Below are 26,181 nucleotides of genomic sequence, written 5' to 3' on the forward strand. Positions count from 1 at the left end.
CATCACGCACGTTGGCGCCGACCTGTCGTCGCGCGCCCTGCGGTCATTCCTCGCTTGCCATGTCCTCTTTCGCCCTCCCGCGTGCCGAAGGCGCGCGCGCGTCTTCGCTTCTTCCCCTGTCCCTGCCGTCGATCCTCGTCCTTCAACTGGCGCTGACCGCGCCCGGCCTCCGGGCGCAGGCGGCGAGCCCGGAGCCTCCCGCGGCGCCGGCGTCCGCAGCGCCGACTGCGATCGCTGCGCCCAGCGCTGCATGGGCTGATGCACCGGCCGCTGCCCCGACCGCTGCACCACCCGGGCCCGCCGCCGATGCCGCCCTGAATGCCGTCACCGTGCGGGGCACGCGCCAGCCCTATCGCACGCTGGTCGTCACCGGCGCGATGAAGACCGACACACCGGTGCGCGACATCCCGCAGAGCGTGCGGGTGCTGTCCGAGACGCTGCTCGCCGATGCCGGCGCCACCCGCCTGGACCAGGCGCTCGACCTGGCCAGCGGCATCGCCCGCCAGAGCAACCTCGGCGGCCTGTGGGACAGCTACGCGATGCGCGGCTTCACCGGCGATCCGAACTTCGGCTCGGACTACCTGGTCAATGGCTTCAGCTCGAGCCGCGGCTACAACGGCCTGCGCGACACCGCCAGCACCGCGTCGGTCGAGGTGCTCAAGGGTCCGGCCTCGGCGCTGTACGGCCGCGGCGAGCCCGGCGGCACCGTCAACATCACGACCAAGAAGCCGCTGTTCGAGCCGGAGTACGCGCTCGGCACCTCGATCGGCAGCCATGGCCGCTTCCGCACGACCGCCGATGCCACCGGTCCGATCAGCGAGCGCCTGGCCTATCGGCTGATCGCCGCCCGGGAGCACACTGGCAGCGACCGGGACCATGTCGAGGCGCGCCGCTCGATGCTGTCGCCGTCGCTGCTCTGGATGCCTGACGCGGACACGACGGTCTCGTATGAACTGGAGGTGGTGCGGCAGGCCGCGACCTTCGACCGTGGCGTCGTCGCCCTGAACGGACAACTGGGTCGCGTGCCGCGCCATGCCTTCTATGGCGAGCCCGGCGACGGACCGACGACCGTCCACAGCACCGGGCACCAGCTCTTCGTCCAGCGCCAGCTCGGCGAGCACTGGTCGCTGCAGGGCGGGCTCAGCCAGCGCGACAGCGCGCTGGACGGCACCGCGACCGAAGCCCGCTTCGTCCAAACCGATGGCCGCACGCTGACGCGCCAACGTCGCACGCGCGCCTTTGATGCCTCCGACCTGTCCGGTCGCCTGGAACTGCTGGGCACGGTGCGCGCCGCCGGACTCGTGCATCACCTGCTGGTTGGCGCGGATGCCTACCGGTTCGTCGACCACCGCGAGCAGTACCGAGTCGCGACCTCCACACCGATCGACCTCTTCGATCCCGTCCATGGCGCGTCGCCGCCGGCGATGGCGCTCACCAACCGGACGCGCGAGACCCAGCGTGCTCGCGCGCTGTACGCGCAGGACCAGATCGATCTGGGCCAGCGGTGGAAGCTGCTGCTGGGTGTGCGTCACGACCGCTACGACCAGTCGCTGCTCAACCGCCGCAACGACGTCACCACCGCCCAGTCGCTGGGCGCGACCTCGCCGCGCGCGGGCATCGTCTATCAGCCCGGCCCGACGCTGGCGCTGTATGCGACGACCGCCCGCAGCTTCCGGCCCAACAGCGGCGTGAGCCGCGACTACACGCCATTCCCGGCGGAGCAGGGGCGATCGGCGGAAGCGGGTGCGAAGTTCGATGCCGCCGACGGCCGGCTGTCGGCAACGCTGGCCGTGTACCGGATCGCCAAGAACAATGTGCTGACGCCCGATCCGACCGATCCCAACAACTTCTCCGTCGCCGCCGGCGAGGTGCGCAGCCAGGGCGTCGAACTCGATATCGGCGGCGAGCTGGCGCAGGACCTGCGCCTGTCCTTCGCCTATGCCTTCACCGACGCGCAGGTGACCGAGGACAACAACCGGTTCCTCGTCGGGCGCGCACTGGCCAATGTGCCGCGGCACAGCGCGAACCTGCTGCTGGTGCGCGGCTTCGCGCTGGGCAGCGGCCGGGCGACGGCGGGCGTCGGGCTGAATCTCGTCGCGAAGCGGGAAGGCGCCGTCGCGCCGCTGAGCGCCGCCGATGACTTCACGCTGCCCGGCTACGCGACCTGGAAGCTCACCGCCAGCTATCGTCCGGACCGGCGGTGGACGTTCGCGCTCGACGTCGACAACCTGCTGGACCGGGTCTACTACGCCAGCTCCTACAGCCAGGTCTGGGTCGCTCCCGGCGCGGGGCGCGGCATCACGCTGTCGGCGCGCTACGGCTTCTGAGGACTCCGATGACGACCCGCCTCATGACGACGCCCACTGCGACCGCGGCAACTGCGGCAACCGTAGCGACTGTGACCGATGCAACCGGCGCGGCGGCCACGACCGCTGCGGCCGAAGCGACCGCGGGAGCGTCCAGCACGAGCACGAGCACGAGCACGAGCACGAGCACGAGCACGAGCACGAGCACGAGCACGAGCACGAGCATCGCGTCGACGGCCTCGCGCATCGCCTCGATCGACGCGCTGCGCGGTCTGGTGATGATCGTGATGCTGCTGGATCACGTCCGCGAGACCTTCTACCTGCACCTGCAGGTGAGCGACCCGATGGCGGTGCCGGGCACGCCGCCGGAGCTCTTCTTCTCGCGGCTCGCGGCCCACCTGTGCGCGCCGGTGTTCGTGTTCCTGACCGGGCTGTCGGCCTGGCTCTACGCGAACCCCGATGGCGCGCCGTGCCGCGACGCGCGCGCCTTCCTGCTCAAGCGCGGACTGCTGCTGATCGGGTTGGAGCTGACGCTGGTGACCTTCGCATGGAGCGGGCACTTCGGGGTGATCTATCTCCAGGTGATCTGGGCGATCGGCTTCAGCATGCTGGCGCTGGCCATGCTGTCGCGCCTGCCGCGCTGGTTGCTGGTGGCGAGCGGCCTGACCCTCGTCGGTGGGCACAACCTGCTGGCCGGCGTCGTGGTGGCCACCGACAGCCCCTGGCACGCGCCGTGGACGCTGATGCTGCATCGCGACTGGCTGATCCCGGAAGGCCTCGTGCGCGTGCGGGTGAGCTATCCGGCGCTGCCGTGGGTGGGCGTGATCCTGCTGGGCTTCGCGATGGGGCCGCTGTTCGCGCGGGCCTCGGACTCGGACCGACGTCGTCGCGCGCTGCTGGCGATCGCGGCGGCCTGCCTGTCGCTGCTGGCGCTGCTGCGCGGCTTCAATCTCTACGGCGAGAACGCGCCGTGGGTTCGCGGCGCCTCGACGCTGGAGACCGCGATGTCGTGGCTCAACTTCACGAAGTACCCGCCGTCGCTGGACTTCCTGCTGCTGACGCTGGGCATCGGACTGGCGCTGCTGGCCGTGCTCGAGCGCGCGCGCGGAGCCTTCGCCCGGGTCTGCGCCGTCTTCGGCGGCGCGCCGATGTTCTATTACCTGCTCCACCTGTACCTGCTGCTGATCGGCTACCGCGTGGCGCTCGCGGTGCTCGGCCCCAACCAGGGCACGCGCCTGGGCATCGACGAGGGTCGGTTCGCGCTGATCTGGCTGATCTGGCTCGCGCTGATCCCGCTGCTGTACCCGCCGGTGAAGGCCTTCGCGGCCTACAAGCGACGCACCCGTCGTGCCTGGGTGAAGTACTTCTGAGGCGCCGGCGCGCCCCTATGATCGGCGCCCATATGGCAGAGACCGAGAGCTTTCCCCGTCCCCGTCGTCGCAAGGGCAGCGGTGCCGTCACGCTGCGCGACGTCGCGCAACTGGCGGGTGTGGCGCCGATCACCGCCTCCCGCGCGATCAACACGCCGTCGCAGGTGTCTCCCGAGGTCCTCGGCCGGGTCACCGAGGCGGTCCGCAAGACCGGCTATGTGCCCAACCTGCTCGCGGGCGCGCTGTCGTCGATGAAGAGCCGCATGGTCGGCGTCGCCGTCCCGACGATCGCCGGGCCGGTCTTCCTCGACACCGTGCAGAGCCTGACGGAGGCGCTCTTCGAGGCCGGCTATCAAGTGCTGCTCGGCCAGACCGGCTACGACAACGCCCGCGAGGACGCCTGGCTGGACGCGATGATCGGGCGCCGGCCCGACGGCCTGGTGCTCACCGGCACCAGCCATTCCGAGCAGGCCCGCACGCGCCTGCGCGCGGCCGGCGTTCCGGTGGTCGAGACCTGGGACCAGAGCGACGATCCGATCGACATGCTGGTCGGTTTCTCCCATGTGGAGGTCGGCCGCAAGGTGGCCGCCTATCTGCACGAGCGCGGCTACCGGCGGCTGGCGGGCGTCGCCGGCAGCGACGAGCGCGCGATGCGTCGCTTCCGGGCCTTCCAGGAGCAGGCCCGCGCGCAGGGCGTCGCGCAGGTGCCGGTCGCCACCGTCGCCACGCCGACCACGCTGGGCAGCGGTCGCCGCGGCCTGGCGGAACTGCTCGCGCATCCCGACGGCATCGACGCGGTGTTCTGCAGCTCCGATTCGCTGGCGCTGGGCGTCCTCATCGAGGCGCAGGCCCGCGGGCTGCGCGTGCCGCAGGACCTCGCCATCGTCGGCTTCGGCGACCTCGCGCTGGCCCGAGACCTCGAACCCGCGCTGACCACGGTGCGCATCGACGGTTTCGCCATCGGGCGGCAGGCGGCGCGCTTCATCCTCGATCGCGCCAACGGCCCGGTCGAGCGCCGCGCGATCGACATCGGCTTCGAGCTGGTCCGGCGCGGCAGCGCCTGAGGCGCGCCCGCCCTCCGGCGGGGAGCGGGGGGCCAAACCCGCCGACCCGGTGAAATCCCCATGAGCGCGCGCTTGACGTCAGGTACGGTACCGATACCATCCTCGCCATCAAGAATATGGTATCGGTACCAAGCCGAGGTCGGCGAGGGCCGTGCCGTCATGGATGGAGACAAGCGAGATGACTCTGGTGAAGCGGAGCCGTGTGCGGCTCCTGGCCGCCACGGCGGCGATGGTGCTCGGCGCGACGATGACGACCACCCCGGCGGTCGCAACGGAAGCCGCGAACTGGCCGACGCAGCCGGTGAAGCTGATCGTGCCGTTCGCGCCGGGCGGGACCTCCGACGTGCTGGCGCGGGAGATCGCCGCGCGTCTGCAGGTGGCGCTCAAGCAGACCGTCGTCGTCGACAACAAGGCCGGCGCGGGCGGCGTGCTCGGCGCGGACAGCGTGGCCAAGGCGGCGCCGGACGGCTACACCGTGCTGCTGGGCACGATCGCGACGCATGCGATCAACCCGGCGCTGATGCCCAGGATGCCCTACAAGGCCGACCGCGATTTCGCGCCGGTGATCCTGCTGGGCAAGATCTCCAACGTGCTGCTGATCGGGCCGGGCGCGCAGGCCCGGACGGTGAAGGACATCGTCGCGGCGGCCAAGGCCAAGCCGGGCGACATCACCTTCGCCTCGGCGGGGCAGGGCACGTCGCAGCACCTGTCGGGCGAGGTCTTCCGCCTGATGACCGGCGCCGACCTGACGCATGTCCCCTACAAGGGCAGCGCGCCGGCGATCCAGGACGTCATGGGCGGCCAGGTGCCGATGAGCTTCGAGACCGTCACCGTCGCGTTGCCGCAGATCAAGGCGGGCAAGGTCAAGGCGGTGGCGGTGACCTCGGCCCGGCGCAGCGCGCAGCTGCCCGACGTGCCGACGCTGGCGGAGGCCGGCGTTCCCGGCTTCGATGTGTCGAGCTGGCAGGCGCTGTACCTGCCGGCCGGTACGCCGCCGGCCATCGTCGCCAAGCTCAATGCGGAGGTGCAGAAGATCGTGGCGCAGCCCGAGGTGAAGGCCAGGATGGAGTCGCTCGGCCTGGAGTACGCGCCGAACACGCCGGCGCAATTCACCGAGTTCCAGAAGGCGGAGCAGGCGCGATGGGCGAAGGTGATCAAGGACGGCAACGTCAAGCCCGACTGATCGCGGGCCGATCCGTCTCCCGCACAGCAAGGGAAATCACCCGTCGGGCCGTTCACCGACCCCCTCCTAGAATGGGTTTCAGACCCTCAGAGGAGACAGCATGGCGACGGCCCGACGCGGCAAGACGGCAACCGGCGGCGAGGACCCCGCGCAACCGAAGGGGCCGCGGGTCCTGAAGAAGTACCCCAACCGGCGGCTCTACGACACCCAGACCAGCAGCTACATCACCTTGGCGGACGTCAAGAAGATGGTGCTCGAGGGCGAGGTGTTCGAGGTCCGCGACGCCAAGTCGGGCGAGGAGCTGACGCGCTCCATCCTGCTGCAGATCATCCTGGAGGAGGAGATGGGCGGGATGCCGATGTTCTCGACGCCGCTGCTGGCGCAGATCATCCGCTTCTACGGCCATGCGATGCAGGGCCTGATGGGCGCCTATCTTGAAAAGAATCTGCAGGCCTTCGGCGAGATGCAGGCCCGCTTCGCCGAGCAGAGCAAGGGCGCGGGTTTCGACCCGCAGCTGTGGTCGCAGTTCATGAGCGGCCAGGCGCCGATGATGCAGGGCCTGATGGGCAACTACCTGGAACAGTCCAAGAACCTGTTCCTGCAGATGCAGGAGCAGTTCCAGAGCGCCGGCAACATCTTCCCCGGCATGCCGGGCTTTCCGCCGCAACCGCCCAAGAAGTAAGGCACTGAAGGCCGGCGGCAGCCGCCGGCGCTACAGCCCGTGCCGCCGATGCCAATCGGCGAGCGACTCGTCGGGGAAATGGTCGAAGCGCTCGTCGCCTGGCCGGCCTTCGACCTCCACCCATGCGGCCTTCGAGTCGAGCAACCCATGCACGTTCTCGGGCGGCTTGGGCAGGGGCGTGTCGATGGCGCTGGCATGCGGGTAGATCTGGTCGGGCCACTGGTCGTCCTCGATCCAGAGGGCCGTGCCGCAGCGGCCGCAGAAGTGCCGCTGGCCGGAGCTCTCCTTGCCGTCGATCACCGCGCGGTAGACCCGCAGGTCGCGTTTGCCCTTGATGAGCTTGAAGGTCCGGTGGTCGGCGCCGATGTTGATCGCATAGCCGCCAGTGCCGGCGGTCTTGCGGCAGATCGAGCAGTAGCAGCGCAGGAACGGACAAGGCTCGGTCGAATCGACCGAGAAGCGGATGCGGCCGCAGTGGCAGGAGCCTTCGAGGTGCATGGGCGGGTCTCCGGGACGTGATGGCGGGTCGCGGCAAGTCGCATGCCCCGGCGAAGGCGCCGATGCCGCAGAGGAAATCACGGGCACCGGCGGCGGCCCTGCCCGTGGCCGGGAGCGCTCGCTTACAATGCCGCCCCAGCTCCCAGCCAGGCCCTCCGGCGGAAATCAAATGGAATCAACGACTTACGACCTCTCCGCCGACAAGAAGGCTGCCGCTCCGAAGATCGGTTTCGTCTCGCTCGGCTGCCCCAAGGCGCTCACCGATTCCGAACTGATCCTCACCCAGCTCCGCGCCGAGGGCTACGAGACCTCCAAGACCTTCGCCGGCGCCGACCTGGTCATCGTCAACACCTGCGGCTTCATCGACGACGCGGTCAAGGAGTCGCTGGACACCATTGGCGAGGCGCTGGCCGAGAACGGCAAGGTCATCGTCACCGGCTGCCTCGGCGCCAAGGCCGGGGCGAGCTCCGACAACATGGTCCGCGAGGTGCATCCCAGCGTCCTGGCCGTCACCGGCCCGCATGCGACGCAGGAAGTGATGGACGCGGTCCACACCCACGTCCCCAAGCCGCACGATCCGTTCATCGACCTCGTTCCCGAGGCCCGCGGCGTGGCCGGCATCAAGCTCACGCCCAAGCACTACGCCTACCTGAAGATCTCCGAAGGCTGCAACCACCGCTGCAGCTTCTGCATCATCCCCAGCATGCGCGGCGACCTGGTCTCGCGTCCGATCGGCGACGTGCTGTCCGAGGCCAAGGCGCTGTTCGAGTCCGGCGTCCGGGAGCTGCTGGTCATCAGCCAGGACACCAGCGCCTACGGCGTCGACATCAAGTACCGCACCGGCTTCTGGGACGGCAAGCCGGTCAAGACCCGCATGTTCGACCTGGTCGCCCAGCTCGGCGAGATCGCCAAGCCCTATGGCGCCTGGGTCCGGCTGCACTACGTCTATCCGTACCCGCATGTCGACGAGGTGCTGCCGATGATGGCCGAGGGCCTCATCCTTCCCTACCTGGATGTCCCGTTCCAGCACGCCCATCCCGACGTGCTCAAGCGCATGAAGCGCCCGGCCAACGGCGAGAAGAACCTCGAGCGCATCCAGCGCTGGCGCGAGATCTGTCCCGAACTGGTGATCCGCTCCACCTTCATCGCCGGCTTCCCCGGCGAGACCGAGGCCGAGTTCCAGTACCTGCTGGACTTCATGCGCGAGGCGCAGATCGACCGCGCCGGCTGCTTCGCCTACTCGCCGATCGATGGCGCGCCGGCCAATGCCCTGGAGGGCGCGCTTCCCGACGAGGTCCGCGAGGAGCGCCGCGCGCGCTTCATGGCGGTGGCCGAGGAGGTGTCGATCGCCAAGCTGCAGCGCCGCATCGGCGCGACGATGCAGGTGCTGGTCGACTCGGCGCCCGCGCTGGGCCGCAAGGGCGGCGTCGGCCGCTCGTATGCCGACGCGCCGGAGATCGACGGCACCGTCCGCCTGCTGCCGCCCGAGAAGGCCAGCAAGCAGCTCCGCGTGGGCGAATTCACCCGCGCCCGCATCGTCGGCGCCGAGGGGCATGACCTGATCGCGCTGCCGATCTGATCGACGGCGCGCGCCTCCCGGGCCTGCGCATCGCGGGCGCCCCGCCGCTCACCAGCCACGCCGGCCTCGTGCCGGCGTTGTCATTGCTGGCGCACGGGCCGTCGCGGCTGCCGCAGAATGGCCGTCCCATTCCCAGCGTCAGGAAACCTCGTGAGCAAACGCGGCCCGTCCACCGAGCAGATCCACCACCCGTTCCGCGCGCCTGACGGCTGGGAGGCCGTCGCGGTGCCGGTGGCCAAGGCCTCGACGGTGCTCTTCAAGAACACCGCCGAACTGCACCGGCCGCGTGCCCAGGACGGCATCAGCTATCGCTACGGCCTGCCGGGCACGCCCACCACCTACACCTTGGCCGCGCGCATCGCGACGCTCGAGCATGCCGAGCACTGCGTGCTGACGCCCAGCGGCCTGGCCGCGATCACGCTGACCAGCCTGGCCTTCCTCCAGCCCGGCGACGAGGTGCTGGTGCCGGACAACGTCTACGGCCAGAACCGGCACATCACCACCGGGCTGCTGACGCGGCTCGGCATCTCGCATCGCTTCTACGATCCGCTGGACGTGCCGGCGTTCGAGGCGATGCTGTCGCCCCGCACGAAGCTGGTGTGGCTGGAGGCGGCCGGTTCGATCACGCTGGAGTTCCCCGACCTCATCGGCCTGCTGACGGCCTGCCGCGCGCGCGGCGTGCTCACCGCGCTCGACAACACTTGGGGCGCGGGCCTCGCGTTCAACGCCTTCGAGGTGGCGCCCGATCTGGCTCCGGGCCTGGGCGCGGATCTCAGCATGCAGGCGCTGACCAAGTTCCCCTCCGGCGGCGCGGACCTGCTGATGGGGGCCGTCTGCACGCGGGATGCCGCGCTGCATCGGCAACTGGTCGCGATGCATGAATTCCTCGGCCATGGCGTGGGGCAGAACGACGTCGAGGCGGTGCTGCGCGGTCTGCCGAGCATCGTGCTGCGCTACCGCGCGCAGGACGCCGCGACCCGCGATCTGGCGCGCTGGATGGCCGCGCGGCCGGAGATCGCGCGGGTGTTGCATCCGGCGCTGCCGGACTCGCCCGGTCATGCGCACTGGCGGCGTGTGAGCCCGGATGCGGGCGGCTGCCTGTTCTCGGCCGTGTTCCGACCGACCTACGACGCGCGGCAGGTCGACGCGTTCGTCGATGCGCTGCGCTGCTTCGGGATCGGTTATTCCTGGGCCGGGCCGATGAGCCTGGCGGTGCCCTACGACCTCAGCCGGAGCCGCTCGCTCGGGCTGCCGTGGTCGGCGGAGGAGGGCGGCACGCTGGTGCGCTTCGCCATCGGGCTGGAGGACGTGGAGGACCTGCGCGCCGACCTGGCGCAAGCGTTCGAGGTGCTGAAAGGCTGAAGCCGCCGGGGGCCGAGGCGCCGGAGCGGCCGAGCACCGCGGCCGCTCAGTCCTTGGCGGGGCCGGACACCTTGTGTCGCATCAGGCGGCCCTTCTCGCGCTCCCAGTCGCGCTTCTTCTCCGTCTCGCGCTTGTCGTGCTGCGCCTTGCCCTTGGCCAGCGCGATCTGCGCCTTCACGCGGCCGTTCTTGTAGTGCAGGTCCAGCGGGATCAGGGTGAAGCCGCGCTGCTCGACCTTGCCGATCAGGCGGCGGATGTCGGCCCGGCTCATCAGCAGCTTCTTGGTCCGGTCGGCCTGCGGATGCACATGGGTGGACGCGGTGCGCAGCGGATTGATGCGGCAGCCGATCAGAAAGAGCTCGCCCTCGCGGATGAGGACGTAGCCGTCCGGCAGCTGGACCTGACCGGCGCGGATCGCCTTGACTTCCCAACCTTCCAGGACGATGCCGGCCTCGTACTGCTCCTCGATGTGGTACTCGAATCGGGCGCGACGGTTTTCTGCGATGGACATAGGCGGGGGTGTTCTTCTCGTGCGGCGCACGGCGGGCGTGACAGCCGGATGGCGGCCAGATGGGGGCGATCGGGCCGCCTACAATCCCGCCATTCTAAGAACCGCCATGAAGCACGTCCGGAAGACAGTCCTCCTTTGGTACTCGCCGCGCGAGATGTACGAACTGGTGACCCAGGTCGAGCGCTATCCGGAGTTCCTGCCGTGGTGCTCGGCCGCCGACATCCTGGAGCGTCACGACAACGGCATGACCGCGCGGCTGTCGCTGCATTACGCCGGCCTGCGCCACGCCTTCACCACCCGCAACACGCATGAGACCGACCAGCGCGTGCGCATGGAGCTGGTCGACGGTCCGTTCTCCAAGCTCGACGGCGACTGGCGCTTCCTGCCGCTGAACCGCCCCGGCACGCCGCCGGGCAGCGAGCCCAAGGCCTGCAAGGTCGAGTTCGAACTGCGCTACGCGTTTTCGAGCTTCGCGCTCGAGGCGGTCGTCAGCCCGGTCTTCGATCGCATCGCCAACACCTTCGTCGACAGCTTCGTGAAGCGCGCCGAGCAGGTCCATGGACCCCGCTGAACTGTCGGTCGAGCTCTTCTGGAGCCCTGCGCGCGGTGAACTGCGCGAACAGCGCCTGAGCCTGCCCGCGGGCAGCACCTTGCGGGAGGCCCTGGTGGCCAGCCAGTGGTTCGAGCCGGCCGGGATCGAGACGCTGACCGTGGGCATCTGGGGACGAATGGTGGCGCTCGACACACCGCTGCGCGAGCGTGACCGCATCGAGGTCTATCGCCCGCTGACCGTCGATCCGAAGGAGGCGCGCCGCCAGCGTTTCCAGGCGGCGGGCAGCCGCATCGTGACGCGGCATCGACCGCTGGGCCGCAAGGCCTGACGAACCGAAGACGCCAGCGCCGGGGGGCGGTGCGGCGAGCGCGGGCACATCGACGACCAGGACGCGCGCAGGACCGGGCAGCAAAAAGGCCGCGTGAGCGGCCTTTCGTTTTACCGGCGGTCACCGGACTTACGTCCGGCTTGCCGCCCGGTGTTGTTTGCCGGACGCGTTCCGGCCCTATTTGCAGTTCGCCGTGATCACCGTCTGCATCTGGCGGATCTCGTCCTGGCGCATCTGCTCGGTCATCGGCTGCGATTCGCCACCGACCGTGCCCTTGCGCAGGCGCACGCCGGACTCGAGCATGCGCTGGCGGTTCTGCGCCTGGCGGCAGTTCTCGGCCATCGCCTCGTTGCGGGCCTTGTCCTCCTGCGCCTTGCGTTCGCGCTCGACCTTCTCGCGCGAGGACGGCTCGCTGGCGGCGCGGCCCGGCGCGGAGGCGCCGGAAGCCGCCGCCGAGGCCGGCGCGCCCGGCGCGGGGGCCACGCGCACGGCATTGGAGGGGCGCTGCAGGATGTCCTTCTCGGCCACGCTCGGCGGCGGCGGACGGTCGCTGTATTGCGTGCGGCCATCGGCGTCGCGCCACTTCCATTGGGCGTGCGCGATCGAGGTCAGCGCCATCAGCGCCAGCGCGCACATCACGCCCAGCGGGCGTCGCGGGAGTCGGGGATTCATCATGGGCGTGAAGTGTACTGCCGGCCTTCTCTATAATGCGCCTTTGCGTCTGGAGCTTCCCTCATGCGCCTACTCGGAAAAGCGCTCACCTTCGACGACGTGTTGCTGGTGCCGGCGTTCTCCCAGGTGTTGCCGCGCGACACCAGCCTGGCCACGCAGTTCACGCGTGGCATCCGCCTGAATCTTCCTCTTGTGTCCGCCGCGATGGACACCGTCACCGAAGCGCGACTGGCGATCGCCATCGCCCAGGAAGGCGGCATCGGCATCGTCCACAAGAACCTGACCCCGCAGCAGCAGGCGGCCGAAGTGGCCCGGGTCAAGCGCTACGAGTCCGGCGTGCTCCGCGACCCGATCACGATCACGCCCGAGACCACGGTCCGCCAGGTCAAGCAGCTGAGCGAGCAGCACGGCATCTCCGGTTTCCCGGTGCTGGTGGGCGCCAAGGTCGTCGGCATCGTCACCGGCCGCGACCTGCGCTTCGAGACCCGCATGGACGCCCCGGTCAGCGAGATCATGACCCCGGCCGAGCGCCTGATCACCGTCAAGGAGGGCGCCTCGCTCAACGACGGCAAGGCGCTGATGCACAAGCACAAGCTGGAGCGGGTGCTGGTCATCAACGACAGCTTCGAACTGCGCGGCCTGATGACCGTCAAGGACATCACCAAGCAGACCAACTTCCCCAATGCCGCCCGTGACGACCACGGCAAGCTGCGCGTGGGCGCGGCGGTCGGCGTGGGCGAGGGCACAGAGGAACGCGTCGAACTGCTGGTCAAGGCCGGCGTGGACGCGATCGTCGTCGACACCGCCCACGGCCACAGCAGCGGCGTCATCGAGCGCGTGCGCTGGGTCAAGAAGAACTACCCGCAGGTGCAGGTGATCGGCGGCAACATCGCCACCGGCGCCGCCGCGCTGGCGCTGGTGGAAGCTGGCGCGGACGCGGTCAAGGTCGGCATCGGCCCGGGCTCGATCTGCACGACCCGCATCGTCGCCGGCGTCGGCGTGCCGCAGATCGCGGCGATCGACTTCGTCGCGACCGCCCTCAAGGGCACCGGCGTGCCGGCCATCGCCGACGGCGGCATCCGCTACTCGGGCGACATCGCCAAGGCCATCGCCGCCGGCGCCAGCACGGTGATGATGGGCGGCATGTTCGCCGGCACCGAGGAAGCCCCGGGCGAGGTGATCCTGTACCAGGGCCGCAGCTACAAGAGCTACCGCGGCATGGGCTCGATCGGCGCGATGAAGGCTGGCTCGGCCGATCGCTATTTCCAGGAGAACGACGAGACGACCAACCCGAACGCGGACAAGCTGGTGCCGGAAGGCATCGAAGGCCGCGTCCCGTACAAGGGCTCGATGGTCGCGATCGTGCACCAGATGGGCGGCGGACTGCGGGCCTCGATGGGCTACTGCGGCTGCGCCAGCATCGCCGACATGCACGAGAAGGCCGAGTTCGTCGAGATCACATCGGCGGGCATCCGTGAGAGCCACGTTCACGACGTGCAGATCACCAAGGAAGCGCCCAACTACCGTCTGGAGTGACGCCCTTGTCCGACCCGGCGCAGCGCGACGGCCCCGACGCCGTCGCGGCCTCGACCTCGCATGGCGGCCGCAAGGCCGCCATGTCGTTCATCCTGATCGCGGTGCTGATCGACATGGTGTCGATCGGCCTGATCATCCCGGTGCTGCCGCCGCTGGTCGGAACCTTCACGCAGAACGAGACCCAGCACACCCTCGCCCAACTGGCGGTGGCCTTCGCTTTCGGTCTCGCCAACTTCTTCGGCTCGCCCATCCTGGGCGGCCTCTCCGACCGCTTCGGTCGCCGCAAGGTGATGCTGGTCGGCTTCAGCGGGCTCGCGCTGAGCTTCTTCGTCACGGCCATGGCCGACGCGCTGTGGATGCTGGTCGTGGTCCGGCTGTTCTCCGGCGCGATGCAGGCCAACGCGGCCGTCGCCAACGCTTATGTGGCGGACATCACCCCGCCCGCCGAACGCGCCAAGCGCTTCGGCCTGCTGGGCGCCGCCTTCGGCATGGGCTTCATCCTGGGGCCGGTGATGGGCGGGCTGCTCGGCGCGATCGACCTGCACCTGCCGTTCTATGTCGCCGGCACGCTGGCGCTGCTGAACTGGCTGTACGGCTTCTTCGTGCTGCCCGAATCGCTGGCGCCGGAGCACCGACGGCCTTTCGACTGGCGCAAGGCCAATCCGTTCGCCGCGCTGGGCCGGCTGCGCAACCTGCACGGCGTCGGGCCGCTGATCTACGTCATCGCCTGCTCCGGCCTGGCGCAACTGGTGATCCAGACCAGCTGGGTGCTCTACAACCAGCACAAATTCGGCTGGGGCCCGAAGGAGAACGGCCTGTCGCTGTTCGTCGTCGGCCTGGTGGCCGTCGTGGTGCAAGGCGTGCTGCTGCAGCCGCTGCTGAGATGGCTCGGGCCGCGCCGCCTGGTGCTGATCGGCTTGATGACCTCGGTGGCCACCAACCTGATCTGGGGCCTTTCGACCGAGGCCTGGATGATGGTCGGCGCGATCTTCCTGAACATTTGCGGCGTGGCCGCCGGGCCGGCGATGCAGGGGGTGATCTCCAACGCCGCCGACGCGCGCACGCAGGGCGAGACGATGGGCGCGGTGGCCGCGATCAACAGCCTGATGGCGGTGATCTCGCCGGTCGCCGGCCTGGGCCTGATGGCGCTGGTGGCCGAGCTGCCCAAGACCGACTGGCGCATCGGCGCCCCGTTCTACCTGTGCGCGCTGCTGCAGCTGGCCTCGCTGGCCTTCGCCTGGCGCCACTTCAACATGGAGCCGCCGGCGCAAGCCGCCGCGGCCAAGGCATGAGCGCCGCCGCTCTGTCCGCAACCGAATCCCCAAGCATCGCTAGAAGCTGACCATGCACGACAAAGTCCTCATCCTCGACTTCGGTTCCCAGGTGACGCAACTGATCGCGCGCCGCGTGCGCGAAGCCCACGTCTACTGCGAGATCCATCCCAACGACGTCAGCGACGACTTCATCCGCTCGTTCGCGCCCAAGGCGATCATCCTGTCGGGCAGTCACGCGTCGACCTACGAGGACCATGAGCTGCGCGCGCCGCAGGCGGTCTGGGACCTGGGCGTGCCGGTGCTGGGCATCTGCTATGGCATGCAGACGATGGCGGTGCAGCTCGGCGGCAAGGTCGAGTGGAGCGACCACCGCGAGTTCGGCTATGCCGAGGTCCGCGCGCACGGCCACACCAAGCTGCTGTCGGGCGTCCAGGATTTCTCGACGCCGGACGGCCACGGGATGCTGAAGGTCTGGATGAGCCACGGCGACAAGGTCACCGCGCTGCCGCCGGGCTTCACGCTGATGGCGTCGACGCCGAGCTGCCCGATCGCCGGCATGGCCGACGAGGCCAAGGGCTACTACGCCTTCCAGTTCCACCCCGAGGTGACGCACACGGTGCAGGGTGCCGCGATCATCACCCGCTTCGTGCGCGACATCGGCGGCTGCCGCGGCGACTGGATCATGGGCGACTACATCGAGGAAGCCGTCCAGAAGATCCGCGAGCAGGTCGGTGACGAGGAGGTCATCCTGGGCCTGTCCGGCGGCGTCGACTCGTCGGTGGCGGCGGCGCTGATCCATCGCGCGATCGGCGACCAGCTGACCTGCGTCTTCGTCGATCACGGCCTGCTGCGCCTGAACGAAGGCGACCTGGTGATGGACATGTTCGCGGGCAAGCTGCACGCGAAGGTGATCCGCGTCGACGCGAGCGAGCTGTTCCTCGGCCAGCTGGCCGGCGTGACCGATCCGGAGCGCAAGCGCAAGATCATCGGCGGCCTGTTCGTCGACGTCTTCAAGGCCGAGGCCGAGAAGCTCAAGGCCAGCGGTGCCGGCCACAAGGGTGCGACCTTCCTCGCGCAGGGCACCATCTACCCGGACGTGGTGGAGAGCGGCGGCACCAAGACCAAGAAGGCCACGACGATCAAGAGCCACCACAACGTGGGCGGTCTGCCGGAGCAACTGGGGCTGAAGCTGCTGGAACCGCTGCGGGAACTGTTCAAGGACGAGGTCCGCGAGCTGGGCGTCGCGCTGGGGCTGCCGCCGGAGATGGTCTATCGCCATCCGTTCCCGGGTCCGGGCCTGGGCGTGCGCATCCTGGGCGAGGTCAGGAAGGAGTACGCGGACCTGCTGCGCCGCGCCGATGCGATCTTCATCGAGGAGCTTCGCAACACCCGCGACGAGGCGACGGGCAAGACCTGGTACGAGTTGACCAGCCAGGCGTTCACCGTGTTCCTGCCGGTGAAGAGCGTGGGCGTGATGGGCGACGGCCGGACCTACGACTACGTGGTGGCGCTGCGCGCGGTACAGACCAGCGACTTCATGACGGCGGACTGGGCGGAACTGCCGTACAGCCTGCTCAAGCGCTGCTCGGGCCGCATCATCAACGAAGTCCGCGGCATCAATCGCGTCACCTACGACGTCTCGAGCAAGCCGCCGGCGACGATCGAGTGGGAATGAGCGCTTCGCGCCGATGAACAAGGGCCCTGCGGGGCCCTTGTTCGTTTGTGGCCGCGATGTCTCTATCGCTGGATCGACAGGGGCATTCGCGCCGCTGTCGCTGATCGCGGTCACCCCGAAGCGCCGGCGCGCCTCGCTTGCTGACACGCCGTGTCAGCGCCGCTACCCAGAATCGGTCGATCCCCTCGATGCCACCGATCACGGAGCCCGCCATGGACCATCGCCACCCCGTCTTCGAACTGCGCCAGTACAAGATCGTCAAGGGCGAGCGCGACCGCTTCATGCGGCTGTTCGACGAGGCCTTCGTCGACTCGCAGGAAGCGCTGGGCATGCGGCTGTACGGCCAGTTCGCCGACCTCGACGACCCGGACCGCTTCGTCTGGATCCGCGGCTTCGACGACATGGCCGCACGCGAGCGCACCCTCGACGCGTTCTACGCCGGCCCGGTCTGGCAGGCCCGACGCGGCGAAGCCAACCCGCTGCTCGTCGACAACGACAACGTGCTGCTGCTGCGCCCGCCGCTGGAAGCCTCGATCCCCGCGCGCATCGACCTGGCGCGCGAAGCGGCGCGCGCAGGAGGCGCGGCCGGGTCGGGCCTCCTGCTGATCCATCTCTGCTACCTCTGGAAGGATCCCGCCGATCCCGAGGACGGCTTCGCGCGCTTCTTCGAGCACGAGGTCGCGCCGGCGCTCGAGTCCGCCGGGCTGCCGGTGGTCGGCAGCTTCATCCCGGAACGCTCGCCCAACAACTTCCCGCGACTGCCGGTGCGGGAGGGCGAGAAGGTTTTCGTCTGGATGACGCGTGCCGCCGATGCGGACGACTGGGTCCTGCGCTGGAGCGCCTGTCGGCATTCCACGGCCTGGCGCGCGCTGGACTCGCGCTGGCGCGACGCGCAGGAGCGGGCACCGCAGATCCTGCGTCTGCGACCGAGCGTCGGCTCGGCCCTGCGCTGAGCCGGGCCCCGGCGCCAGGATTCGCGCGCATGGCTATGCTTCCCGCCATCGCCTCGTTTCCCGGACCCTTCCCATGCGCAGCGCCCTGTCCATTCTTGCCGTCGTGATCGTGCTCAGCATCGTGATGCTCACCGCGAAGAAGCAGATGGAAACCATGAAGCCCCGCCCGCCCGCAGCGTCCGCCGCCTCCTCGGGCGCGGCCGGTGCATCGGGCCCGCCTCAACCCGAGGCGGTCGGTCGCCAGGTCCAGGACCTGATGAAGCAGGGCGAGCAGCGCGCCTCGGAGGCTGACGCGCCATGACCGTGCATGCGCTCTTCTTCTGCCTGCGGCCCGACCCGGCCACCGCGGCGAGGCTGGGGCGCACTCTCGGTCGACATCGCGCGGCGTTTCGGGCTGCGCATTCGCCCACCGCGCACGGAGCGCCTGCATGTGACGCTCCACCACCTCGGCTGGTATGACGACGAGACCGACCAGACCGCAGCAATGGCTGAAGTCCGGCAACTCGCGGAGAACGCCGCCGCGGCGCTCCGGCACGGGCCAGTCCGGGTCGACTTCGACCAGTTGCTGAGCTTCACTCGCAAGCCGCGCAACCTGCCGCTGGTGCTCAGCGGCGGCGCGTGCCTGGACGGCGTCCGCGCGATGCGGGCCGCGCTCGGCGAGCGGCTCCATGCGGCGGGCCTGCGGACCGATCCGCACTTCACGCCGCATCTCACGCTCTTCTACGACGATGTCGCCGTCGAGCCGCAACCCTTCCTCGTGCCCGGCTGGACCGCGTCCGAGGTGCTGCTGCTGGACAGCCTGCAGGGGCAGTCCAGGCATGTGGACCTCGCGCGCTGGCCGCTGGGCTGAGGCGGCGGAACCGACGCGGCGGCGCGGCTGATCGGCGGATCAGCCCGCCAGCTTCGCCGCGATCTTCGCGACGTGCTCGCCCTGGAAGCGCGCCATCGCCAGTTCGTTCTCGCTCGGCTGGCGCTTGCCGTCGCCGCCGGCGATCGTCGTCGCGCCGTAGGGGCTGCCCCCGGTGGTCTCGTCCAGGGTCATCTGGCGCTTCTCCGAGTAGGGCAGGCCCACGATCACCATGCCCAGGTGCAGCAGCACCGTGTGGAAGCTGGTCAGCGTGGTCTCCTGGCCGCCGTGCTGTGTGGCGGTGCTGGCGAACACGCTGCCGACCTTGCCCACCAGCGCGTTCTTCGCCCACAGCCCGCCGGTCTGGTCGAGAAAGTTCTTCATCTGCGCGGCCATGTTCCCGTAGCGGGTCGGCGTGCCGAAGATCACCGCGTCGTACTGGGTCAGGTCCTCGACCTTGGCCACCGGCGCCGGCTGGTCGAGCTTGAAGCCGCTCTTCTTCGCGACCTCCTCGGGCACCAGCTCCGGCACGCGCTTGAGGTCGACGGTCGCGCCGCCGTTGCGCGCGCCTTCGGCGACCGCATGGGCCATCTGCTCCACATGGCCATAGGACGAGTAGTACAGGACAAGCACCTTGCTCATGACATTCCCCGCTGCGTGGTTGGACCAGCGCCGAGGCTAACGGCCCGCCCGCCGGACGCAAACCCTCATGGTGGCGGCAGGGGCTTTCGTCCTGGGCGTGTGAAGACCACGCCGCTCAGGCCGGATCGACGATCTCCCGCGCCAGCGCGCGCAGGCTCAGCGGCGCGGAGCCCTCGGCATGGTTGGAGATGGTCACATAGGCCGGCTGGCCAGCCTCGGCGGTGGCGCGAACGACCTTCGCCAGCACCGCCCGGGTCTCCGGATCCGGATCCATGATGGCCGCGTACTCGCCGTACTTCTGCTCCGCGTCCTCGTAGCCGAACGGCCCATGGACCCGGTGCAGGTTCCACCGGCAGACCAGCGGCCCGGGCCACATCGCGCGCAGCAGCGGCAGCTGGTCCTGGATCGGCGGCAGCTTCGGATGCAGCCCGAGGCAATACCGCGCGCCGGTGTCCTTGAGCACGGCGACGAAGTCCGGCGTGAGCCACTCGGGATCGCGGACTTCCACCGCCACCACCGCCTCCGGCGCCACGTCGCGCAGCGAGGGCAGGGCGGCCAGCATCGCGTGCAGCCGGTCGAGCTGCTCCGGCATGCGGCCCAGCATCGACAAGGGCAGCGGGCTGAGCTGGAACACCAGCGCGCCGATGCGCGTGCCCAGCCCGGCGATCGCCGGCTCGATGAACTCCTGGATCGCGAGGCGGGCATCCAGGAAGGCGGTATTGGCCTGGCGGCCGCGGCCGTCCTCGGTCCGCACCTGGGCGTCGGTCACCAGGCTCGGCGCCTTGACCGTGAAGCGGAAGTCCTCGGGGACCTGCTGCGCATAGCGCTCGTACTGGCTGGCCGTCAGCGACTGGTAGAAGCCGCGGTCGATGCTGACCGCGCGATGCAACGGCTGCTGCGCATACGCGCTCAGGCCATTGCGCGACAGATTGGATTCACCATGCCGGCCGGCCCAGACGATGCCCTGCCAGCCGGGATAGCTCCACGACGAGGTGCCGAGCCGGATCCGCGGCGACAGCGCGGCGGCGAGGGCGGCCTGCGACTCCTCCACGGGCTGCGGCTGGATGCCGGCACGGCGGCGCTTGGGCGCGCCGTCGGGGGCGGAGGGGTCTCCAAGGGCATCGCGGTCGCCATCGGCGATGGAGGGATCGTCGCGGTCGCCGTCAGCACCCGAATCGGCACGCGCATCGGCATTGAGGGTGCCGCCGGCAGGGCCGACGCCATCGGCGCCGCCCGCACCACGCCGCGCCTTCGCGGGCCTGGCCTCGACCGCGGGCGGCGGAGGCAGCAGCTCGCCGAAGAGGTCGTCCTGGTGGCCGGGGAACTCCTGTTGCATGGGCCGGCAGCATAGCGGGCACGGCTACACTGCCGCGCGAGCTTCGCCATGTCCATCGAGCCTTCCTCCCTCCTCCCCGCCGACGAGTACGCGATGCGGCTCGCCCTCGATCAGGCGCAGAACGCCTGGCTGGTGGGCGAGGTGCCCGTGGGCGCCGTCATCATGCGCGCCGGCCAGGTGATCGCCACCGGCTACAACCGCCCGATCACCACCCACGATCCGACCGCGCATGCCGAGATCGTCGCGCTGCGTCATGCCGCGCAGCTCCTGGGCAACTACCGGCTGCCCGAGTGCGAGCTCTATGTGACGCTCGAGCCCTGCGCGATGTGCGCGATGGCGATGATGCATGCGCGACTCAAGCGCGTCGTCTTCGCCGCGCCGGATCCCAAGACCGGCGTGGCCGGCTCGGTGCTCGACCTGTTCGGGCAGAAGCAGCTGAACCACCACACCGCGCTGCACGGCGGCGTGCTGGCGGAAGCCTCCTCCAAGCTGCTGCGCGAGTTCTTCGCCGAGCGCCGGGAGGCCGCGCGCCAGCTGCGCGAGACGCGCCGCCAGGCCGCCGCCGAGCGGGCCATCGCGGCGGGCGCCGCGCTCGATGCCGACGGCCTGCCCGCGCTGACCGCGCTGCCCGAGGTCCAGGAGTTCCCGGTGATCCCGGTCGGCGACGCGCAGTACCTTTCCCTGAATTCCGATCCTCCGCAGGACGACCCGCAGCGATGAGCTCCCTGATCCTCTACACCCCCTCCGGCGTCCTGGCGCAGGCGCAGCCGCTCAAGCGGGCGGCCAAGCGGCTGGCGGCGCTCGGCTTCGAGGTCAGCCTCGACGAGGCCGCGCTCGCCAGGCACCAGCGTTTCGCCGGCGACGACGAGACGCGGCTGGCCGCGCTGCACCGGGTCGCCGAGGCGGCGCCCTCGGTGGCGCTGGCCACGCGTGGCGGCTACGGGCTGACACGACTGCTGGACCGCATCGACTGGCCGCTGCTGGCGCGCAGCGTCGAGCGCGGCACGCGCTGGGTCGGCCTGAGCGACGTCACCGCACTGCAGCTGGGCCTGCTCGCCCACACCAGGCAGACCAGCTGGGCCGGCCCGATCGCCTGCGACGACTTCGGCCGCGCCGACAGCGACGGCGGCGTCGACGAGATCACCCGTGACTGCTTTCTCGAGGCGATGGACGGCTCGCTGGAGGCCATCGGCTTCCGCACCGAGGCCGGCCTGGACGGCGTCGAGGCGCGCGGCACGCTGTGGGGCGGCAACCTGACGGTGCTGTGCTCGCTGCTGGGCACGCCGCACTTCCCGAAGGTCAAGGGCGGCATCCTGTTCCTGGAGGACGTCAACGAGCATCCCTACCGCGTCGAGCGCATGCTGCTGCAGCTCTGGCAGGCGGGCGTGCTCGACGCGCAGAAGGCGGTGCTGTTGGGCAGCTTCAGCGGCTGGAAGAAGTCGCCGCTCGATCGCGGCTATTCGATGAAGGCCTGCGTCGAGGCGCTGCGCGAGCGCGTCGCGGTGCCGGTGCTGACCGGACTACCCTTCGGCCATGTGCCGACCAAGGTGTGCCTGCCGGTGGGCGCGAAGGCCGAGATGATGGTCGAGGGCCGCGACGTGATCGTGGCGTGGGGCCATGTCGGCCACGGGCACGACCACCACGACCACCACGATCATCACCACCCCCACGGCCACGATCACGACCACGATCATCACGGCCACGACCACTGACCGACGGCACGCTCACCGCGCGAGCCGGGCCGCTATGATCCGCCCCGGCAGCGGCCGGCCTCCACGAGGGGCGCGGCCTTGGCAACAATCTGGCAATGCCGCATCCCCAGGATGCGGCGTTTGCTTTTGGGAAGGATGACGATGTCGTCGGGGCTGTGGAACGCGTCGCTGCACGCGGCTGAGGGCTGGCGTGCGGCGTGGGCCCGGTTCGCGGCGAGTTGCCGCCTCGCCGGCGTGGCGTGGATGGCGGCGGCGGTGTCGCTGCTGGCCGCCTGCAACAACAGTCCCTATCCGGCCGGCGCGGCCGAGGACAACACCCTCTACCTGTCCTTCGACGAGCGCTCGCCGCGCTACCTGGACCCCACCGCCTCCTACACGGCGCCGGAGTCGGTCTACACCTACCAGATCACCGAGCCGCTGTACGGCTATCACTACCTGAAGCGGCCCTACACGCTGATCCCGCGCGCCGCGGCCGCGGTGGTCAAGCCGTATTACCTCGACGCGCAGGGCCGGCGCCTGCCCGAGGACGCGCCCGCCGACCAGATCGCGCAGAGCGTCTACGACGTGCCCATCCGTCCCGGCATCCTGTACGCGCCCAGCCCCGCATTCGCCAAGGACGCGCAGGGCAATTACCGCTACCACCACCTGACGGCCAGGGAGCTCGGCGACAAGCGCTCGCCCTGGCAGTTCGAGCACCAGGGCACCCGGGAGCTCGAGGCCGCGGACTTCGTCTACGCCCTCAAGCGCCACGCGACCACGCGCATCGAGGCGCCGATCTTTGGCCTGTTCTCCGAGCACGTGCTCGGCCTGAAGGACTACGGCGCGCTGATCCGGGAAGAAAACGCGAAGCTGCTCAAGGGGCTGCCCGAGAACACCCCGGACAAGCCCTTCCTGGACTTCCGCAAGTGGCCGCTGGAAGGCGCCGAGGCGGTGGACCGGCACCTGCTGCGCGTGCGCATCAAGGGCAAGTACCCGCAGTGGTCCTACTGGATGTCGACGACCTTCATGTCGCCGATCCCGTGGGAGGTGGACCTGTTCTATGCCCAGCCCGGCATGGCCGAGCACGGCCTGTCCTGGAACCAGTGGCCAGTCGGCACCGGGCCGTACATGATGACGACGTACCAGCAGGATCGCCGCCATGTGATGTCGCGCAATCCGAACTACCGCAAGGACGACCTGTATCCCTGCGAGGGCATGCCCGACGACGGTCCGGCCGGCCGCCTGGCCGACTGTGGCAAGCCGATGCCCTTCATCGACAAGATCGTCGCCACGCTGATCAAGGAACGGGTGCCGCGCAAGGAGCTTTTCAAGCAGGGCTACCTGGACATGCCCGACCTGGAGCGCGGCGACTGGGGCGTCGAGTTCTACGCCGACGCCAGCGACTCCGCCGAGACCGACGCCTTCTTCCGCCAGCGTGGCTTCGCCTTCCCGCGCTCGACCGATCCCAACAACTGGTACCTGGGCTTCAACATGCTCGACCCGGTGATCGGCAAGGGCAAGACGCCGGAGGAGGATGCGCGCCACCGCAAGCTGCGCCAAGCCCTGTCCATCGCGATCGACTGGGAGGAGGGCTACGGTCGCATCTTCAAGAATCGCGGCGGCGTGACCGCCTACGGGCCGGTGCCGCCGGGTGTCTTCGGCTCGCGCGAGGCGCAGCCCGGCTACTTCAATCCGGTCACCCACAAGCGGGTGGACGGCAAGATCGAGCGGCGCTCGCTTGACGAGGCCCGGGCGCTGCTGGCCGAGGCCGGTTACCCCGAGGGCCGCGACGCCAGGACCGGCCAGCCGCTGGTGCTCAACTACGACTTCATGCGCACGGTCACGCCGGAGGTGAAGGCGGAGAACGACTGGCTGGTGAAGCAGTTCGCCAAGCTCGGCGTGCAGCTCGACGTGCGGGCGACCGACTACAACCAGTTCCAGGAGAAGGTCCGACAGGGCAAGCACCAGGTCTTCTGGTGGGGCTGGTTCGCCGACTATCCGGATGCCGAGAACTTCCTGTTCCTGCTCTACGGGCCCAACAGCAAGTCGCTGCACGAGGGCGAGAACTCCGCCAACTACGAGAACCGCGAGTACGACCAGCTCTTCAAGCAGGTGCAGGTGCTCGACGACGGGCTGCAGAAGCAGCAGGTGATCGACCGCATGGTGCAGATCGCCCAGCAGGACGCTCCCTGGGCCTTCGGCTACTGGGCCTGGACCGGCCAGGCCTATCAGCGCTGGGTGCACAACGGCAAGCCCAGCATCGTGATCCGCGATCCGGTGCGCTACCACCGCATCGATCCGCAACAGCGCGCCAAGCGCCAGGGCGAATGGAACCGGCCGGTCTGGTGGCCGCTGCTGGTGCTGGTGGTGGGCTTCGCCGCGATCGTCTGGATGACGCGGCGCAGCTTCCGCAAACGCGAGACCGCGACCGCCCGCGGCACCGCCGCGCCTCTGGCCGCCAACGAAGCCCGACGCGCGGCCCGGGGAGCCGACTGATGTTCAAGTACCTGACTCGCCGGCTGGCCTACGGGCTGGCCATCCTGGTCGGCGTCAACCTGCTGACCTTCTTCCTGTTCTTCACCGTCAACACGCCGGACGACATGGCCCGGCTGAACATCGGCGGCAAGCGCGTCACGCAGGAACAGATCGACAAGTGGAAGGCCGAGCGCGGCTACGACAAGCCGCTGTACTGGGACGCCTCGCGCTCCGGCGCCGAGCAGCTGACCCACACCGTCTTCTGGGAGCGCTCGGTCTCGCTGATGCTGCTGGAGTTCGGCCGCTCCGACGCCCGCCAGGCGGTGGACATCGGTCATGAGATCAAGACCCGCATGGGGGTGAGCCTGCAGCTGGCGGTGCCGATCTTCGTGCTGCAGCTGATCGTGAGCGTGGCCTTCGCGCTGCTGCTGACCTTCTTCCGCAACTCGCGCATCGACTTCTGGGGCGTGGTGCTGTGCGTGCTGATGCTGTCGATCTCCAGCCTCTTCTACATCATCGTCGGCCAGTTCTTCTTCTCGCGCGTGCTGCGCCTGGTGCCGATCAACGGCTATGAACCGGGCCTGGACGCGATCAAGTTCCTGGCGCTGCCGATCGCGCTCTCGCTGCTGTCGCGGCTGGGCGGCGAGGCGCGGCTGTACCGGGCGATGCTGCTGGAGGAGGTCGGCAAGGACTACGTACGCACCGCCCGCGCCAAGGGCCTGTCCGAGCCGGTCGTGCTGATGCGCCACGTGCTGCGCAACGCGCTGATTCCCATCATCACCAGCGCCGGCGCCTACCTGCCCTACGTCTTCCTGGGCAGCCTGGTGTTCGAGAGCTTCTTCGGCATCCCCGGCCTGGGCGCCTTCGTCATCGAGGCGATCACCGGGCAGGACTTCGCCATCGTGCGCACCATGGTGTTCCTCGGCGCGCTGCTCTACATCGCCAGCAATGCGCTGATCGACGTGATCTACACCTGGGTCGATCCGCGCGTGCGGCTGGCCTGACGCGACCCCGCGCACCCCGACAAGAGACTGCACATGGGATTCAAGGTCGTCATCCTCTGGACCGACGTGGCGCTGTGGGCGATGTTCGCGGCGCTGGTCTTCTATATCGCGCGGCTGATCCGGCGCCCGCACCTGCGCGCCAACTGGCAGCGGGTGCTGCGCGACCCGGCCGCGTTGAGCGCCGGCGTGGTGCTGGTGCTGTTCCTGGCCGTGACCGCGCTCGACAGCCTGCACTTCCGCCGCGCGCTGGTCGACAGCCCGGCGGGCCAGCAGTTCTACGAGACCCGCACCGAGTCGGTCCTGGACCTGTTGCTGGCACGCCAGATCGCGATGCGCGAGACCAGCTACTCGGCACCGCTGGCCTATCAGGGCTTCACCTTGGACAGCGTCGCGCACGGCAGCGAGATCGTGCGCGAGTTCCCGCGCCTGGCCTTCGGCGGCGCGCACCTGAAAGATCCGGCGCGCGACTGGCAGGCCGACCTTGCGCGGCGCGCCCTGACCGGCCTGGCCGCGGGCGCCGCCGCCGCGGTGCCTGTCGTGGGTCGATCCCTTCTGGGGATCGACCATGGGCGCCGATTCTAGGTGCCGGTTGACGTTTACGTAAACGTGAGAAGGCCGTGCTTGCCGACCCGCGAAGGGC

The 26,181-nt window shown here is 69.6% G+C and carries 26 protein-coding genes; 20 read left to right on the forward strand and 6 right to left on the reverse strand.

Translation table 11 applies throughout. From position 1 onward, the window contains the following. Positions 1–329 precede the first annotated feature (329 nt). Positions 330–2,327, forward strand: coding sequence for a TonB-dependent siderophore receptor (locus CS062_RS05935; RefSeq protein WP_233217926.1), 1,998 nt, complete (start codon positions 330–332; stop codon positions 2,325–2,327). Here CS062_RS05935 and CS062_RS26770 read toward each other — a convergent pair. Beyond that, positions 2,299–2,553 carry a hypothetical protein gene (locus CS062_RS26770; protein WP_233217927.1) on the reverse strand — a complete coding sequence of 85 codons (255 nt, stop codon included), beginning with the start codon at positions 2,551–2,553 and terminating at the stop codon, positions 2,299–2,301. The genes CS062_RS05935 and CS062_RS26770 overlap by 29 nt on opposite strands. 31 nt (positions 2,554–2,584) lie before the next feature. On the opposite strand from CS062_RS26770, the gene CS062_RS05940 reads away from it, so the two are divergent. The 4 genes from CS062_RS05940 (at position 2,585) to phaR (ending at position 6,605) form a co-directional block, all read left to right on the forward strand. After that, positions 2,585–3,676, forward strand: coding sequence for an acetyltransferase domain-containing protein (locus tag CS062_RS05940; protein WP_233217928.1), 1,092 nt, complete (start codon positions 2,585–2,587; stop codon positions 3,674–3,676). A 32-nt stretch (positions 3,677–3,708) separates the two neighbouring features. Continuing rightward, a complete protein-coding gene (locus CS062_RS05945; protein WP_199174177.1) occupies positions 3,709–4,740 on the forward strand; it encodes a LacI family DNA-binding transcriptional regulator in 1,032 nt (343 codons plus the stop codon). Between the two features lie 178 nt (positions 4,741–4,918). Next, a complete protein-coding gene (locus tag CS062_RS05950; RefSeq protein ID WP_233217929.1) occupies positions 4,919–5,923 on the forward strand; it encodes a Bug family tripartite tricarboxylate transporter substrate binding protein in 1,005 nt (334 codons plus the stop codon). Positions 5,924–6,023: 100 nt separating this feature from the next. Then, positions 6,024–6,605: a polyhydroxyalkanoate synthesis repressor PhaR gene (gene phaR / locus CS062_RS05955; RefSeq protein WP_099860518.1), complete on the forward strand. Its 582-nt coding sequence runs from the start codon at positions 6,024–6,026 to the stop codon at positions 6,603–6,605. A 30-nt stretch (positions 6,606–6,635) separates the two neighbouring features. Here the strand turns inward: phaR and CS062_RS05960 are convergent, their stop codons facing one another. Beyond that, positions 6,636–7,103 (reverse strand): GFA family protein, encoded by a 468-nt coding sequence (locus CS062_RS05960; RefSeq protein ID WP_099860519.1) that lies wholly within the window; start codon positions 7,101–7,103, stop codon positions 6,636–6,638. 169 nt (positions 7,104–7,272) lie between these two features. Here CS062_RS05960 and rimO point away from each other — a divergent pair, with 169 nt between their 5' ends. Beyond that, positions 7,273–8,682 carry a 30S ribosomal protein S12 methylthiotransferase RimO gene (gene rimO, locus CS062_RS05965; RefSeq protein WP_099860520.1) on the forward strand — a complete coding sequence of 470 codons (1,410 nt, stop codon included), beginning with the start codon at positions 7,273–7,275 and terminating at the stop codon, positions 8,680–8,682. Between the two features lie 117 nt (positions 8,683–8,799). Then, on the forward strand, positions 8,800–10,044 hold the full coding sequence (locus CS062_RS05970; RefSeq protein ID WP_099860521.1) for a PLP-dependent transferase: 1,245 nt from the start codon (positions 8,800–8,802) through the stop codon (positions 10,042–10,044). 46 nt (positions 10,045–10,090) lie between these two features. Here CS062_RS05970 and smpB read toward each other — a convergent pair whose 3' ends face one another. Next, positions 10,091–10,555 carry an SsrA-binding protein SmpB gene (smpB, locus tag CS062_RS05975; RefSeq protein WP_091732110.1) on the reverse strand — a complete coding sequence of 155 codons (465 nt, stop codon included), beginning with the start codon at positions 10,553–10,555 and terminating at the stop codon, positions 10,091–10,093. Between the two features lie 106 nt (positions 10,556–10,661). Here smpB and CS062_RS05980 point away from each other — a divergent pair, with 106 nt between their 5' ends. Together CS062_RS05980 and CS062_RS05985 are read left to right on the forward strand one after the other, a co-directional pair. Continuing rightward, positions 10,662–11,126: a type II toxin-antitoxin system RatA family toxin gene (locus tag CS062_RS05980; RefSeq protein ID WP_099860522.1), complete on the forward strand. Its 465-nt coding sequence runs from the start codon at positions 10,662–10,664 to the stop codon at positions 11,124–11,126. Then, complete coding sequence (locus CS062_RS05985) at positions 11,113–11,436, forward strand: RnfH family protein (RefSeq protein ID WP_099860523.1); 324 nt, start codon at positions 11,113–11,115, stop codon at positions 11,434–11,436. Before CS062_RS05980 ends, CS062_RS05985 begins: the two co-directional genes overlap by 14 nt. 177 nt (positions 11,437–11,613) lie before the next feature. Here CS062_RS05985 and CS062_RS05990 read toward each other — a convergent pair whose 3' ends face one another. Then, on the reverse strand, positions 11,614–12,108 hold the full coding sequence (locus tag CS062_RS05990; RefSeq protein ID WP_158238680.1) for a DUF4124 domain-containing protein: 495 nt from the start codon (positions 12,106–12,108) through the stop codon (positions 11,614–11,616). Positions 12,109–12,171: 63 nt separating this feature from the next. Here CS062_RS05990 and guaB point away from each other — a divergent pair, with 63 nt between their 5' ends. From guaB to CS062_RS06020, 6 genes are all read left to right on the forward strand, one after another. Then, positions 12,172–13,644 (forward strand): IMP dehydrogenase, encoded by a 1,473-nt coding sequence (gene guaB / locus CS062_RS05995; RefSeq protein ID WP_099860525.1) that lies wholly within the window; start codon positions 12,172–12,174, stop codon positions 13,642–13,644. Further along, complete coding sequence (locus CS062_RS06000) at positions 13,641–14,936, forward strand: MFS transporter (protein ID WP_438270456.1); 1,296 nt, start codon at positions 13,641–13,643, stop codon at positions 14,934–14,936. Before guaB ends, CS062_RS06000 begins: the two co-directional genes overlap by 4 nt. Positions 14,937–14,988: 52 nt before the next feature. After that, positions 14,989–16,593 carry a glutamine-hydrolyzing GMP synthase gene (gene guaA / locus CS062_RS06005; protein ID WP_099860526.1) on the forward strand — a complete coding sequence of 535 codons (1,605 nt, stop codon included), beginning with the start codon at positions 14,989–14,991 and terminating at the stop codon, positions 16,591–16,593. A 212-nt stretch (positions 16,594–16,805) separates the two neighbouring features. Next, positions 16,806–17,546 carry an NIPSNAP family protein gene (locus CS062_RS06010; protein ID WP_158238681.1) on the forward strand — a complete coding sequence of 247 codons (741 nt, stop codon included), beginning with the start codon at positions 16,806–16,808 and terminating at the stop codon, positions 17,544–17,546. A 73-nt stretch (positions 17,547–17,619) separates the two neighbouring features. Beyond that, a complete protein-coding gene (locus CS062_RS06015) occupies positions 17,620–17,847 on the forward strand; it encodes a hypothetical protein (protein ID WP_099860528.1) in 228 nt (75 codons plus the stop codon). A 6-nt stretch (positions 17,848–17,853) separates the two neighbouring features. Next, a complete protein-coding gene (locus CS062_RS06020) occupies positions 17,854–18,396 on the forward strand; it encodes a 2'-5' RNA ligase family protein (RefSeq protein ID WP_099860529.1) in 543 nt (180 codons plus the stop codon). Between the two features lie 39 nt (positions 18,397–18,435). Here CS062_RS06020 and wrbA read toward each other — a convergent pair whose 3' ends face one another. Both wrbA and CS062_RS06030 read right to left on the reverse strand, forming a co-directional pair. Then, the gene (gene wrbA / locus CS062_RS06025) at positions 18,436–19,035 is read right to left on the reverse strand and encodes an NAD(P)H:quinone oxidoreductase (protein ID WP_099860530.1); all 600 of its coding nucleotides are present in this window, start codon (positions 19,033–19,035) and stop codon (positions 18,436–18,438) included. Positions 19,036–19,150: 115 nt separating this feature from the next. Then, on the reverse strand, positions 19,151–20,371 hold the full coding sequence (locus CS062_RS06030; protein WP_099860531.1) for a DUF72 domain-containing protein: 1,221 nt from the start codon (positions 20,369–20,371) through the stop codon (positions 19,151–19,153). Between the two features lie 48 nt (positions 20,372–20,419). On the opposite strand from CS062_RS06030, the gene tadA reads away from it, so the two are divergent. The 5 genes from tadA to CS062_RS06055 all read left to right on the forward strand — a co-directional run bounded on the left by tadA (position 20,420) and on the right by CS062_RS06055 (position 26,123). Next, on the forward strand, positions 20,420–21,091 hold the full coding sequence (gene tadA / locus CS062_RS06035; RefSeq protein WP_099860532.1) for a tRNA adenosine(34) deaminase TadA: 672 nt from the start codon (positions 20,420–20,422) through the stop codon (positions 21,089–21,091). Next, complete coding sequence (locus CS062_RS06040; protein ID WP_099860533.1) at positions 21,088–22,083, forward strand: LD-carboxypeptidase; 996 nt, start codon at positions 21,088–21,090, stop codon at positions 22,081–22,083. Before tadA ends, CS062_RS06040 begins: the two co-directional genes overlap by 4 nt. 243 nt (positions 22,084–22,326) lie before the next feature. After that, positions 22,327–24,558 carry an ABC transporter substrate-binding protein gene (locus CS062_RS06045; RefSeq protein ID WP_438270457.1) on the forward strand — a complete coding sequence of 744 codons (2,232 nt, stop codon included), beginning with the start codon at positions 22,327–22,329 and terminating at the stop codon, positions 24,556–24,558. After that, positions 24,558–25,541, forward strand: coding sequence for an ABC transporter permease (locus CS062_RS06050; protein ID WP_099860534.1), 984 nt, complete (start codon positions 24,558–24,560; stop codon positions 25,539–25,541). The genes CS062_RS06045 and CS062_RS06050 overlap by 1 nt, the downstream gene beginning before the upstream one ends. Before the next feature lie 33 nt (positions 25,542–25,574). Beyond that, positions 25,575–26,123, forward strand: coding sequence for a hypothetical protein (locus CS062_RS06055; protein ID WP_099860535.1), 549 nt, complete (start codon positions 25,575–25,577; stop codon positions 26,121–26,123). The last annotated feature ends 58 nt before the right edge of the window (positions 26,124–26,181 follow it).

The sequence above is a fragment of the Roseateles chitinivorans genome (genome assembly GCF_002761755.1).
Lineage (GTDB): Bacteria > Pseudomonadota > Gammaproteobacteria > Burkholderiales > Burkholderiaceae_C > Roseateles > Roseateles chitinivorans.